Raw genomic sequence first — 13,144 nt, 5'->3', positions numbered from 1 at the left:
CGTGTGGATTATATAAGAAATCCTCAATTGATTGAAACGGAAAGCTTCACAATTATTCAAGAAATTATTGATCAAGAATTTCCTAATTATGTTTTTTCATGTCCCAATGAGGAAAAAATCGTTAAGCGTGTCATCCATACGAGTGCCGATTTTGACTATTTGAAAAATCTTGTCTTTACGAATGATGTCATTTTACGGCTGGAAGAATTTTTTGCGGCAGGTCAAGGCACAATTTTTACAGATACGACCATGGCTCTTAGTGGCATTAATAAAGGTATTTTAGATCAATTAGGTATTCAATACGAATGCTATATCGCTGATCCAGAAGTTGCAGAACAAGCAAAAAGAAAAGGGATGACTCGTTCAATGGCTGGGATCGAACGCGCGGCTAAGATTGCTGGACCAAAGCTTTTTGTTATCGGAAATGCTCCAACAGCAATTTTCAAATTGCTAGAAATGGTTGGAAAAGGAGACTTGGATGCGGCAGCAGTTATTGGGGTTCCCGTTGGTTTTGTCGGTGCCGCGGAATCGAAAGAAGCTCTATTTGAAGGCGATGTTCCGGCAATTGTGGCTAGAGGACGCAAAGGCGGGAGTAACGTGGCGGCTGCAATCATCAATGCGATGCTCTATCAACTGGTAGAAAGGGAAAGCTGATGGAGGAGTTCGTTTTCTATAATGGTAAAAAATTACGTAAGGGTTACACAACAGGTTCTTGTGCGACCGCGGCTGCAATTGCGGCTGCTGCTCTTCTCTTTGAAGGGGAAACTCATGAAACAGTCCAAATCCAGTTGCCAAATAAAGAAAAATTGCTGATTCCTATCGACTCGATTGAAAGAATAAATGATAGTTGTAAAGCTTTTGTTATTAAAGACGGCGGAGATGATGTTGATGCGACTGATGGGATGCTGATCGGCGCAGAGGTCACTCAGAATACTGAGAAACAGATTGTTATTGATGGGGGAACTGGGATTGGACGAGTGACCGAAGTGGGATTACAGATCCCCGTTGGACAAGCAGCTATTAATCCTGTTCCAAGAAAAATGATTGAAGAATCAGTTAGAAGAGTGATTGGTCCAAACCGAGGAGCAAAAATAACGATTTCTGCTCCAGAAGGAACAACTATAGCCAAACAAACGATGAATCGACGCTTGGGCGTTTTAGGCGGGATTTCAATTCTTGGGACGACGGGGATTGTTACTCCAATGTCTGAGGAAGGGTGGAAAAGGTCCATTTCTTTAGAACTCGAAATGAAGAAGAGTCAAGGGCATTCCGCTGTGATTCTTTGTCCAGGCAACTATGGAGAAGATTTTGCCCAAAATACACTGGAACTTGATGGAGAAATGATCGTCTCTATGAGTAATTTTGTGGGCTATGTTCTAAAAGAGGTTCAGCGTTTAGAGTTTGAAAAGGTGCTGATGGTCGGGCATTTAGGCAAGTTGATCAAAGTTTCCGCGGGCATTTTTTCGACTCATAGCAAAGATGCTGATGCACGGACGGAAATTTTGATTGCAAATTTAGCATTGCTGGGGATGCCTGCGGATCAGTTAAAAGGAATCCAAAAATGTTTGACGACTGAGGCGGCAGGAGAAATTATTGCTAGAACAGGGTATGAAGAGGTTTATCAGGTTATCGCAGAAAAAGTCAAAAGGCGTTCTGAAGATTTATTAAAATATCGAAAACATGAACCCAGCATCGAGGCCGTTCTGTTTTCCTCTCAAAGAGGCTATTTAGCATCTACCATACCGTTGGATGTTTTGAAGGAGGAGTGGCGATGATTACCGTTGTGGGGATAGGGCCAGGAGGCACGGAAGATTATTTATTTGATAAAGCTCAAGCAGCAATCGCCGCCGCCGACTTGATTATCGGAAGTGAACGGCAATTGGAAATCATTCCTGCAAATAAGCAGCATAGCTGCAAACGACCTCCACGCAAATTAGATGACCTGGCTGTGTATTTAAACGACCATATAGAAGATGAAATAGTTCTTTTAGCTTCTGGCGATCCATTAACTTATGGAATTGGGAATTGGTTGATTAAGCGATTTTCATCGAATGAATTATTGATTTTACCAGGAATCAGCTCTCTACATTATTTGTTTAATCGCCTAAATCTACCGATGGAAGACTGTTTTATTACCAGCTCCCATGGTAAAAAGCCTGATTTTACCTTAATTTTCAAATTACCAAAGGTCGGAATCGTTACGGATAAAGTGATAGGACCTTATCAGTTGGCACAAGCAGCAATTATGCAAGGTGAGAATCCGACTTTTTATATAGGGGAAAATCTCAGCTATCCAAACGAAAATATTCGCTGTTATTCAGCTCCAGAAGTTCCCGATGAAGACTATCAAATGAATGCGGTGGTGATAATCAATGAGAGATGATTGTTTTATTCGCGGCAATGTTCCTATGACGAAAGAAGAGGTTCGCAACGTTAGCTTGGCAAAGCTTGACTTAAGAGAAGCAAAGAAGTTTTTAGACATTGGAACAGGAACGGGAAGCATTGCAATTGAAGCGGCCTATCTTTATCCAACGTTACAGGTGACCACAATTGATTCGAACCAAACCGCTTTGGATGTATTGAAGCAGAATCAGAAAAAGTTTCAACTGAAAAATATTCATAGTCTATTAGGAAAGGCTCCCGTAGAGCTGAACGATTACTTTGATGCGATCTTTGTTGGCGGAACGGGAGGAAATATGAACGAAATACTTAGCTGGAGTTTTCAGCGATTAAACGTCGGCGGTCGTTTAGTAATAAATTTTATTTTATTGGAAAATGCCTTTGAAGCTATTGAGTGGTTGGAGAGTAATCACTATAAATTTCAAGCGATTCAACTACAGGCAGGTCAATACACTAAGTTAGGCCAAGGTCATTATTTCAAACCGCAAAACCCAGTGATTATTATTGAGACGAGAAAAGAGGAATAAGTGTATGGCGAAGGTACATTTTGTTGGAGCGGGTCCGGGCGATCCCGAATTGATTACTTTTAAGGGCTATCAGCTGTTGAAATCAGCCGATGTGGTCATTTACGCGGGTTCATTAGTGAATCCAGAGCTTCTAAACTACTGTTCGAAAGACTGTAAGATTTTCAACAGTGCTTCCATGGATCTGATTGAAATTATAGACGAAATGGAGCGCGGGGTCCGGGCAAATAAAGAGGTTATTCGATTACAAACCGGAGATTTTTCTATCTATGGATCCATTCGCGAACAAATTGAAGAATTAAAAAAACGTGAAATAGAATTTACCTGTACACCGGGTGTTAGTTCATTTTTAGGTGCAGCGTCTAGTTTAGGAGTGGAATACACCGTTCCGGAAGTATCTCAAAGTGTGATTATCACTCGGATGGCTGGGAGAACGCCAGTACCTGAAAAAGAAAGCTTGCGTTCCTTTGCTCAACATCAAACCTCGATGGTGATCTTTCTTTCTGTACAAGAAATCAAACGAATAGTTGAAGAATTGCTGACAGGTGGTTACCCGCCATCAACACCAGTGGCAGTCATTTATAAAGCTACCTGGCCAGAAGAAAAGAAGGTGGTTAGTACATTAGAAAAGATTGCTGATCAAATTGAGGCGGCAGATATTACCAAAACGGCCTTAATCATGGTTGGAGAATTTCTAGGTGACGAGTTCCATTATTCTAAATTATATGATGCATCATTTAAGCATGAGTACCGAGATGTGAAAAGCGATGACTAAAATTGCGATTTTAGCACTGACTCCAACTGGGATTGAGTTGGCCAAAAAGCTGCGAATGACTTGGGATGATGACATACCTATCTTTGTTTCTGAAGATAAGGTAGAGGAAGACTTATTCGTTTTTCCGACAGGTAGATTCAACACGGGAATTCAAGCACTTTTCAAGCAATACGATGCTTTGGTTTGTATTATGGCGACCGGAATAGTAGTTCGTAGTATTGCTGAAGTATTGGCAGATAAGCGAAATGATCCGGCGGTTATAGTGATTGATGAAAAAGGGCAGCATACGATCAGTCTCTTGTCCGGTCACATCGGCGGCGGAAATCAGTTGACATTGGAAATCGCCAGATTATTGAACAGCAGTCCAGTAATTACTACCGCAACGGATGTACAAAATGTTACTGCTCTTGATTTATTAAGTAAAGACATTAATGGCTGGTATGCCGATTTTAAAGAAACAACCAAGAGAGTCAATCGACTTTTGGCAAATCATCAAAAAGTAGGGTTAATTCAGCAAAAAGAATGGGTAAAGGATTTGCGAGGTCTAACGTTGCTTGAAGAAAGTGATTCTTATGATTCCTTCGAAGCAATTTTATTCATTTCTGACAAGAATTTAGAGCAACGATCTGACAAGATTATTCAAGTTGTTCCGAAGCGCTATGTCTTAGGTATTGGGGCAAAAAAGAACACTGATTACTCGATTATTAAAGAAGAATACTTGAATTTTTGCCGATCGGTGGATATTCATTTCCAAAGTATAAAAAGAATTGTCAGCATTGATTTAAAAAAAAAGGAATCTGGAATTTGTCAACTGGCAGAATGGCTTGAGGTTCCATTCGAAACATATACATCAAAGGAATTATCAAAAGTATCAGCGAAATATCCGCAATCAGAGTTTGTAAAGCAGATAACGGGCGTAGGAAGTGTAAGTCTGGCTGCAGCTGATCTAGCGAGTAATGGTCAAGTGGTGACAGAGCGTTATGCTAATCAAGGAGTCACCTTTGCATTGGGAAAGGATGAAGGCGACACATGTTGTACGTTGTAGGATTGGGGCCAGGCGAGAAGGAAAAAATGTCGCTTGAGGCCATTGAGACTATCAAAAAAGTGGAAGTAATCGTGGGTTATACGACTTATGTTCGCCTAATTAAGGAATTAGTTGGCGAGAAGGAAATAGTCAGTACCGGAATGAAGCAAGAAATTGATCGCTGTAGAAAAGCTATTGAGCTCGCTCAAAAAGGAAAGACTGTTGCAGTAATTTCTAGCGGAGATGCGGGAGTTTATGGCATGGCGGGACTGATTTTAGAACTTATCAGTCAAATGAACGAAGAACTTGCAGTTAAAGTTATTCCAGGAATTACTGCTAGTATCGCTGGAGCTGCACTATTAGGGGCTCCTCTAATGAATGATTTTTGTCATATCAGCTTGAGTGATTTGATGACACCGTGGGAAATAATCGAAAAACGACTTCACGCAGCAGCAAGTGCTGACTTTGTCATTTGCTTATACAATCCGCGCAGTAAAGGCAGACCCAAACATCTAGAAAAGGCACTAGCAATCATTCAACAATATAAATCAGAAGATACGATTATTGGATTAGCCAAGGATGTTGGACGAGAAAAGGAACAAGCAATTATCACGACGATAGCAGATTTGGATGAAACAGTGGTAGACATGACGACGGTCGTATTAATTGGCAATAAAGAAACATATACAGAGGATAATCAGATGATTACACCCAGAGGTTATCGACTATGATTTTGCTGCTTGGAGGAACTTCTGATAGTTTGAAAATTGCTGAGGCATTAAATGAAAACGATTTATATTTTTATTTGTCCGTTGTTTCAGATTACGGAGAAAAATTAGCGGCAAAACTGGCAAAACAAGTCATTAAAGGACGCCTGACTGTTGCAAAAATGATCGATTTTATCGAAAATCAGGAAATTACGCTTTTGATTGATGCGACACACCCATATGCTGTAGAAGTTTCGAAGAATGCCATGGCTGCATGCAAACAGACTGAAATTGACTATTTTCGTTTTGAAAGACCATCACTCATTGCTGAAGAAATGCTGATTGCTGACTCAGTAAAAGCGGCCAGCATTAAGGCGCGGGAATACGAAGGCAACATCTATTTAACAACGGGGAGTAAAACCCTAGAAGAATTTCTAAAATATCTCCCCAAAGAGCGTGTCATAGTTAGAGTATTGCCTACGGTTGAAGTGTTGACCGCAATTGATAAATTGGGACTAACAACTGATCAAATTGAAGCTGTAAAAGGTCCATTTTCAAAGGCACTGAACCGAGAGTTACTGATTCATAATCACGCTGGAGTGATGATCACAAAAGAAAGTGGTCAAGCGGGTGGTTTCCTAGAAAAAATTAACGCCTGTAAAGAACTAGATATTCCGTGCGTGGTGCTTACACGTGAACAAGTAGATTATCCCGAAAAGTTTTCTTCTATTCAAAATCTCATTGATCGAATAAAGGAGCGATAAAATGATTGGACAAATTTCTTTAGTCGGTGCCGGTCTGGGCGATCCAGAACTACTAACCGTCAAGGGGTTAAGAAAAATCGAGCAAGCAGACGTGATTGTGTATGATCGATTAATCAATCCTGCGATTCTTAATGCTTGCAAGGCTGGATGTGAGCAAATTTATGTAGGCAAACGGCCCAACTATCATCCTGTCCCACAAGAAAAGATTCAAGAAATCATGATTCAAAAAGCCCAGCAAGGATTAAACGTGGTTCGTTTAAAAAGCGGAGATCCCTATGTTTTCGGTCGAGGCGGTGAGGAAGGGGCTTCACTAAGAGAAGCTGGAATCTCTTTTGAAGTTATTCCAGGGATCACTTCTTCGATTGGCGGATTAGCTTATGCGGGAATTCCAATCACTCACAGAAATTTGGAAGCAAGCTTCCATGTCTACACAGGACACTTAAACAGTTCAGAACAGGAAATCGATTGGTTAACAGCTGCCAAAGTCGAGGGAACTTTAGTCTTTTTGATGGGAATGTCGAGTTTAAAAGAGATTACGGAACAGTTGATCAAGCATGGCAAAGACAAAAATACACCAGCAGCGATCATTCAATGGGCTAGCCGCAAGCAGCAAAAAACAGTAGAAGGAACACTGGAAACAATTTTCGAAAAAGCTCATGCAGCAGGGTTACAACCCCCTTGTTTAATTGTTATTGGAGAAACGGTCACCCGCAGATCAGATCTAAATTTCTTTGAAGAACGGCCGCTATTTTCAATTAGTATCGCTATTCCTTTTACAAAAAAGAAAAAAATTGCTAGTCGCTTAACCGATTTAGGTGCAGAAATCATAGAGCTGCCACCGAGCAGTCAACAGATTTTTGATGGGAAAATTAATTTTACCAACCCGCGTCAAGTAATCTTCACGGATCGACTGAGCGTTGAGATGTTTATCAGAACAATGAAAATGCACAAAACTGATTGGAGAAAATTAGCTAATTGGCAATTTATCACAGTTGGACATCACACTAGAACCGGGTTGGAAGAAGCTGGAATTCAAATGGACGCGGACTTTACTGATCTAGCGGATTACTTACAAGAGATGCCCATCACCTCAGATACCTTATTTTTGGGCGATTCATTAATGAAGGACACATTGGAATCCCAAAATATTGCAGGTGAGATGTTGCTTAGCCACGATGAGAAAATAATCATCGAAATACCTGGCTTATGGCAAACGGCTGATTTTATGTATTTTCCCAATTCAAAAGCTGCTCGGCTCTTCTTAACCGCTTTGAACGAAGAAGAGGTAACGATTGCCGAGCAGAAAAAGATTATTGTTATGGGGCAGAAAACAAAAGAGGTTTTTGACCAGTATCAGATTCCAGTGATCCAGACAGCAGAACCTAGTTATGAGAGTGTCGTAGAAAAATTGAAAGAGGAGATGAAGCGATGAAACCTGCGTTAGTAGCTGTCAGCTTTGGTACGAGTTACCCAGAAACTAGACAAAAGACGATTGAGGCAGTTGAGAAGAGACTATCAGAAACTTTTTCAGATTTTGATGTTTTTCGAGCATTTACTTCGAATAAAGTAATCAAAAAAATCGAAGAGCAGGAAAACCTGACAATTTTAACAGTGGATCAGCAAATGCAAAAATTGATTGCTGAAGGTTATGAAGAAATTTACGTTCAACCGCTGCACATTATTAGTGGAAGTGAATACTCTAAGGCATTGCACCAAGCGATGAGGTATAAAAATCAATTAAAGACGATCAAAGTTGGCAAACCTCTACTTAGCAGTATCGAGGATTATCAAAATGTTATCGCTTGGTTAGACACTTTGGCAGGTCAACTAGCCGAAGATGAAGCTCTCGTATTGATGGGTCATGGCAGTCAGCATTCTGCGTTTACCGTATATGCCTGCTTAGATCATATGCTTATGAAGAAACCAATCTTTGTTTGTGCGGTTGAAAGTTATCCGGAGATTTCATTGCTAATTGAACGGCTTAAAAAAAGCAGGTATAAAAAAATCAAATTGTATCCATTAATGCTAGTAGCCGGTGATCACGCCACAAATGATATGGCATCAAATGAAGAAAATTCTTGGAAATCACAATTAGAAAGAGCAGGATTTATTGTTGAGGCGGTTCTTAAGGGGATGGGAGAAGCCCCGGAAATTCAGCAGCAATTTATAGAACATGCAGCGGTGATGATGGAAGGAACGAGAAATGGCTAAATTTTATGGAGTAGGAACTGGACCAGGGGCTTCAGACTTATTGACGATCCGTGGAAAAAAGATTATTGAAACAGTTGACTGTCTTTATACACCAGAACCGAAAAAGGGTGGAAAAAGCCTTGCATTACAAATTGTCAGCCCGTATTTAAAGGAGGGACTAACTATCAAGCAGCGTCATTTTCCAATGGTAAATGATTGGGACGAGAAACGAAATGCTTGGAATGAAATCGCAGAAGAAATAATTAGTGATGTGAAGAAAGGTCTGAATGTTGCTTTTGTGACATTAGGGGATCCAATGGTTTATAGCACATACAGCTATTTATTGGAGCGAATGATCGACCAGATTGAAACGGAAACAGTTCCAGGAATATCTTCTTTCTGTCAAATCTCAAATAATTTGCAAATCCCATTAGTCATAGATGAGGAGAGTTATGCGGTGCTGCCAGCAACGGCGAATGAAGAGATTATTCGCACAGCATTGGAGCAACTATCTACAGTGATTTTAATGAAAGTTTCCATCGCGTTGCCTAAAGTATTAAAGCTTCTAACAGAATTAAACCTATTAGAGCAAACGATCTTAGTAAGTGATTCATCAATGGCTTCAGAGAAAATAATGATTGGACTCAACGAGTTAAGCGAGCAAGATCATCTATCGTATTTCAGTACCATGATTGTTTATAAGAATAGAACATTGAAAGGAAGTTAAAAGATGAAAACCAAAGTGAAAACGGTACAAAAAATCTTCTTTGCACTGCTTCTTTTGATTCTAGTAACACCGCAAAAAGCGCACGCGATGCATATTATGGAAGGATTTTTACCTCTTGGGTGGTGTTTGTTTTGGTATGCGGCATTTATTCCCTTTTTTATTTATGGTTTGTACAGTATCAGAAAAGCAGTTGCTGATAATCCGCAAAACAAAGTTCTATTGGCCTTTAGCGGCGCGTTTATCTTTATTCTATCCGCGTTGAAAATTCCATCAGTAACTGGTTCTACTTCTCACCCGACTGGTGTAGGAATTGGAACGGCTCTTTTTGGTCCAGGAGTAATTAGTGTTTTAGGTACCATTTGTTTATTGTTTCAGGCTTTGCTTCTTGCTCATGGTGGGATAACGACTTTGGGGGCAAATGCATTTTCTATGGCGGTAATTGGTCCGTTTGTCGGATATGGCGTATATCTTCTTTTAAAAAAAATAAATGTTTCCAGTTCAATTTGTTTATTCTTGTGCGCCTTTATTGCTGACCTTGCGACTTACTTTACCACTTCTCTGCAGCTAGGACTTGTTTTCCCAGATCCGTCATCCGGTGTTTTTGGAGCAATCGCTAAATTCGCAGGTGTGTTCATGTTAACTCAAATTCCGATCGCTATTGCGGAAGGTCTTCTGACCGTTGTTGCATATAACTTGATTTCGGCTAATTTTCCTTTTCAAGAAGGAGGCGTTTTGAATAATGGAAAAAAATAAATCAAAAACTAGTTTGAACATCATTCTTTTACTGGCCGTAGTAGTCTTGATGATTGGTGCTTTGTTAATCAATCAGAAGGGCGAATTTGGCGGATCGGATGGTGAGGCAGAAACGGTTATTACGGAAATTAATCCAAATTATACACCTTGGTTTGATTCATTGTTGGAACCTAAAAGCGGCGAAATTGAAAGTTTGTTGTTTACACTTCAAGGAAGTCTAGGTGTTGGAATTATCACTTATATCTTGGGGTATTACAAAGGAAAGAAGAAAAATGCTATTAATTGATAAGATCGCCTATGAAAATCGATTGATCGAACTTTCTCCGGGAGTCAAAAGTATTTTTTATCTATGCCTATTAGCTCTTTGTTTTTTAGCGGCACCAATAATTCAGGTCGTGATTAGTGTAATCGTTGGTGCTGTAACGGTGTATGTCGCGAAGGTAAAAGTCAAAAGATATCTCAAATGGCTTTTGGTTCCAGCACCATTTTTGGTAATAAGTATTCTAACGATTTTGTTTTCAATTAGTTCAAATTCCAATGGGTTCATTTTTGATATTTCAGTCTTTCATCATTTCATAGGTATAACAGAATCTTCACTGCATTTAGGAGTGCGTCTTTTCTTTCGGTCAGCCAGTTGTGTGATTTGTACGTATTTCTTTATCCTGACTGTTCCCTTTCATCAATTGCTATTGGTAATGAAAAAGGCCCATTTACCAGCATTGTTGATTGAATTAACGATGTTGATGTATCGTTTCATTTTCATTTTTGCCGAAGAATTCTTAATTATCAAACGAGCACAGGATATGCGTTTTGGCTTCAAAGGAATTAGAAATAGCTATCAGTCTCTAGGCGTTTTGATCAAAATTCTGTTTTTTCAAACGTTTGATCGTTTTAATAAAATGATCCTTTCGCTTGAAATGAAGTTCTTTGAAGGAGATTTTCCGCTTTAAAAATCGAACGAAAGAGGGAGCTAAAATGTTTAGGGTAACAGATTTATGTGTCAGTTATGAAAATCAAGCAGATGTACTTCATCATCTTTCCTTAGATTTTAGTGATCATAAAGCCGTAGGAGTATTAGGCGCCAATGGTTCAGGTAAATCGACATTGTTTGCTGCGATTGTTGGTTTATTACGACCTACTCAAGGAGAAATTATCTATGAAAATATACCTTTAGACTATAAGAAGAGCGTCCTCTATCAATACCGACAAGAAGTGGGAATCGTTTTTCAGGAACCAGAACATCAGATTTTTTATTCGATCGTGGAAGATGATGTTGCATTTGCTTTAAAAAATTTGGGTATAGATCCTTCTCAGATAAAAGAAAGAATGGATGAAGTTTTTACTTTATTGAAGATAGAGCAGTTAAAAAATAAACCCGTTCAATATTTAAGTTATGGGCAAAAGAAAAAAGTAGCGATCGCTAGTGTACTAATGCTAAAAACAAAATGGCTGCTGTTAGATGAACCAACTTCAGGATTAGACCCCGCCGGTAAACAGCAGATGATTGAAATCATTACTCGATTAATCCAACAAGGAACAAAAATTATTCTATCCAGTCATGATATGGACTTGATGTATGAGATTTGCGACTACTTGTATGTCATCGATAAGGGAAGGATGATTAAAGAAGGTGACCCAGAGCAGGTGTTTTTGGATGAAGAGGTATTGAAAACTGCAGGATTAGAACAGCCTTGGTTAGTCAAGGTTCATCAGAAGCTGGGATTTCCGTTAGTCAAAAATGAACAAGAATTTATGGACACAAAGTTGAGAGTGAAGTGAGCGGAATGGGAAAAAGTTTAATGATCCAAGGAACAGCATCGGACTCGGGAAAGAGTATCTTGGTTGCTGGTCTATGTCGTATATTTCATCAAGACGGGCTGAAAGTAATGCCTTTTAAATCACAAAACATGGCATTGAACTCCTATATTACTATGCAAGGAAAAGAAATGGGACGAGCTCAGGTTTTTCAAGCTGAGGCTGCCGGAATTGAACCAGATGCACGCATGAATCCTGTTTTATTAAAGCCGACTTCTGATCGCAAGTCACAAGTTATTTTTAACGGCAAGGTTCTTTGTGATATGGATGCAGTGGAATACCATGAATTCAAACCACAATTGATCGAGAGAATTTCAGATTTGTACCAAGAGTTGTTGAAGGAAAATGATGTGATAGTTCTTGAAGGAGCAGGGAGTCCTGCGGAAATCAATTTGAATAGTCGGGACATTGCCAACATGGGAATGGCGAAAATTGCCGATGCACCCGTCCTTTTAGTAGCAGATATTGACAAAGGTGGAGTATTCGCCTCTATCTACGGGACAATTCATTTGCTGAAACCAGCGGAGAGAGAACGAATCAAAGGAATCATTATCAATAAATTTCGCGGGGATATCGCATTATTAGATCCGGGGTTGAAAATGATTGAGGATTTGACCAATGTACCCGTCGTGGGTGTTATTCCTTATGCACAGCTGAATATTGAAGATGAAGATAGTGTCGCCTTATCGAAGGTAAGCCGTTTGTACAATACGCAAAAAGAATTAGATGTTGCAGTAATCGGACTATCTAAAATGTCGAATTTCACCGATTTCAAGAGCTTGGAAAGTGAACCTGATGTTTCTATCCGCTATGTTTTTCCTGGCGATCAGCTAGGCAGTCCAGACATTCTTATTTTGCCCGGCAGTAAAAATACCTTAGAGGATTGCCTATATCTGAAAAACTCAGGGTTAGCAAAAGAAATTCTTCGCGTTCGAAATGAGGGGAAGATGATTATTGGTATTTGCGGCGGGTTTCAATTGCTTGGAAAAATGTTGCATGATCCTAATCAAATAGAGTCCAATCATGGTAGCCTTCAGGGGTTGAGGCTGCTAAATATTGAGACTTATTTTGAAAGAGAAAAAACCACTACAAGAGTAGAAGCAAAAGTTGGAGAAGAAACGATTAGCGGATATGAGATTCATATGGGCAGGTCAGAAAATCATGAGCAGCATTATTTTGCTCAGATTATCTCTGCCAATGGAAAAGCTGTATCAAGAAATGATGGGGCTGTCAGCTTGGATAAGAGAGTTCTTGGAACTTATCTTCATGGTGTTTTTGATAACAGTACGTGGAGGCGAAAGTTGTTGAATCAAGTTCGAGAATCCAAAGGACTTTCGCCGATTGAAAACGTTACTATGCCCTATTCGGAATATAAAAATCAAGAATACGATAAGCTGGCAGATTTGATTCGAGAAAATATTGATTTAGAAAAGATTTATCAAATTATGAATTAAAAAGGGGACAA

At 39.6% G+C, this 13,144-nt stretch carries 16 protein-coding genes; all 16 read left to right on the top strand.

The features are described from left to right. Nucleotides 1–3: 3 nt before the first annotated feature. From I585_RS02610 to I585_RS02535, 16 genes are read left to right on the top strand one after another with little or no spacing between them, the layout of a single operon-like run. A complete protein-coding gene (locus I585_RS02610) occupies nucleotides 4–654 on the top strand; it encodes a cobalt-precorrin-8 methylmutase (protein ID WP_010739478.1) in 651 nt (216 codons plus the stop codon). Then, nucleotides 654–1,775, top strand: a complete 1,122-nt coding sequence (gene cbiD, locus I585_RS02605) for a cobalt-precorrin-5B (C(1))-methyltransferase CbiD (RefSeq protein WP_010739477.1) — start codon at nucleotides 654–656, stop codon at nucleotides 1,773–1,775. The genes I585_RS02610 and cbiD overlap by 1 nt, the downstream gene beginning before the upstream one ends. Beyond that, the gene (gene cbiE, locus I585_RS02600) at nucleotides 1,772–2,383 is read left to right on the top strand and encodes a precorrin-6y C5,15-methyltransferase (decarboxylating) subunit CbiE (protein WP_010739476.1); all 612 of its coding nucleotides are present in this window, start codon (nucleotides 1,772–1,774) and stop codon (nucleotides 2,381–2,383) included. The genes cbiD and cbiE overlap by 4 nt, the downstream gene beginning before the upstream one ends. Further along, nucleotides 2,373–2,927, top strand: a complete 555-nt coding sequence (locus tag I585_RS02595; RefSeq protein WP_010739475.1) for a decarboxylating cobalt-precorrin-6B (C(15))-methyltransferase — start codon at nucleotides 2,373–2,375, stop codon at nucleotides 2,925–2,927. The genes cbiE and I585_RS02595 overlap by 11 nt, the downstream gene beginning before the upstream one ends. Nucleotides 2,928–2,931: 4 nt before the next feature. Continuing rightward, complete coding sequence (locus I585_RS02590) at nucleotides 2,932–3,699, top strand: cobalt-precorrin-4 methyltransferase (protein ID WP_010739474.1); 768 nt, start codon at nucleotides 2,932–2,934, stop codon at nucleotides 3,697–3,699. Then, nucleotides 3,692–4,744, top strand: coding sequence for a cobalt-precorrin 5A hydrolase (locus tag I585_RS02585; RefSeq protein ID WP_010739473.1), 1,053 nt, complete (start codon nucleotides 3,692–3,694; stop codon nucleotides 4,742–4,744). The genes I585_RS02590 and I585_RS02585 overlap by 8 nt, the downstream gene beginning before the upstream one ends. Continuing rightward, nucleotides 4,729–5,454: a precorrin-3B C(17)-methyltransferase gene (cobJ, locus tag I585_RS02580; RefSeq protein WP_010739472.1), complete on the top strand. Its 726-nt coding sequence runs from the start codon at nucleotides 4,729–4,731 to the stop codon at nucleotides 5,452–5,454. The genes I585_RS02585 and cobJ overlap by 16 nt, the downstream gene beginning before the upstream one ends. Further along, the gene (cobK, locus tag I585_RS02575; protein ID WP_010739471.1) at nucleotides 5,451–6,194 is read left to right on the top strand and encodes a precorrin-6A reductase; all 744 of its coding nucleotides are present in this window, start codon (nucleotides 5,451–5,453) and stop codon (nucleotides 6,192–6,194) included. Before cobJ ends, cobK begins: the two co-directional genes overlap by 4 nt. 1 nt (nucleotide 6,195) lies before the next feature. Beyond that, on the top strand, nucleotides 6,196–7,626 hold the full coding sequence (gene cobA, locus I585_RS02570) for a uroporphyrinogen-III C-methyltransferase (protein ID WP_010739470.1): 1,431 nt from the start codon (nucleotides 6,196–6,198) through the stop codon (nucleotides 7,624–7,626). Continuing rightward, the gene (locus tag I585_RS02565) at nucleotides 7,623–8,405 is read left to right on the top strand and encodes a sirohydrochlorin cobaltochelatase (protein WP_010739469.1); all 783 of its coding nucleotides are present in this window, start codon (nucleotides 7,623–7,625) and stop codon (nucleotides 8,403–8,405) included. The genes cobA and I585_RS02565 overlap by 4 nt, the downstream gene beginning before the upstream one ends. After that, nucleotides 8,398–9,111 carry a cobalt-factor II C(20)-methyltransferase gene (locus I585_RS23495; RefSeq protein WP_010739468.1) on the top strand — a complete coding sequence of 238 codons (714 nt, stop codon included), beginning with the start codon at nucleotides 8,398–8,400 and terminating at the stop codon, nucleotides 9,109–9,111. The genes I585_RS02565 and I585_RS23495 overlap by 8 nt, the downstream gene beginning before the upstream one ends. 3 nt (nucleotides 9,112–9,114) lie before the next feature. Beyond that, nucleotides 9,115–9,864: an energy-coupling factor ABC transporter permease gene (locus I585_RS23490; RefSeq protein WP_010739467.1), complete on the top strand. Its 750-nt coding sequence runs from the start codon at nucleotides 9,115–9,117 to the stop codon at nucleotides 9,862–9,864. Continuing rightward, complete coding sequence (locus I585_RS02550) at nucleotides 9,851–10,150, top strand: energy-coupling factor ABC transporter substrate-binding protein (protein ID WP_010739466.1); 300 nt, start codon at nucleotides 9,851–9,853, stop codon at nucleotides 10,148–10,150. Before I585_RS23490 ends, I585_RS02550 begins: the two co-directional genes overlap by 14 nt. Beyond that, complete coding sequence (gene cbiQ, locus I585_RS02545) at nucleotides 10,137–10,814, top strand: cobalt ECF transporter T component CbiQ (RefSeq protein ID WP_010739465.1); 678 nt, start codon at nucleotides 10,137–10,139, stop codon at nucleotides 10,812–10,814. The genes I585_RS02550 and cbiQ overlap by 14 nt, the downstream gene beginning before the upstream one ends. A gap of 25 nt (nucleotides 10,815–10,839) precedes the next feature. Continuing rightward, nucleotides 10,840–11,643 carry an ATP-binding cassette domain-containing protein gene (locus I585_RS02540; protein ID WP_010739464.1) on the top strand — a complete coding sequence of 268 codons (804 nt, stop codon included), beginning with the start codon at nucleotides 10,840–10,842 and terminating at the stop codon, nucleotides 11,641–11,643. 5 nt (nucleotides 11,644–11,648) lie between these two features. After that, the gene (locus I585_RS02535; RefSeq protein ID WP_034708278.1) at nucleotides 11,649–13,133 is read left to right on the top strand and encodes a cobyric acid synthase; all 1,485 of its coding nucleotides are present in this window, start codon (nucleotides 11,649–11,651) and stop codon (nucleotides 13,131–13,133) included. The last annotated feature ends 11 nt before the right edge of the window (nucleotides 13,134–13,144 follow it).

The sequence above is a fragment of the Enterococcus malodoratus ATCC 43197 genome, from assembly GCF_000407185.1.
GTDB lineage: Bacteria > Bacillota > Bacilli > Lactobacillales > Enterococcaceae > Enterococcus_A > Enterococcus_A malodoratus.
The sequence above is the reverse complement of the archived record's forward strand: the minus strand, read 5'-3'. Positions and strand labels throughout refer to the sequence as shown.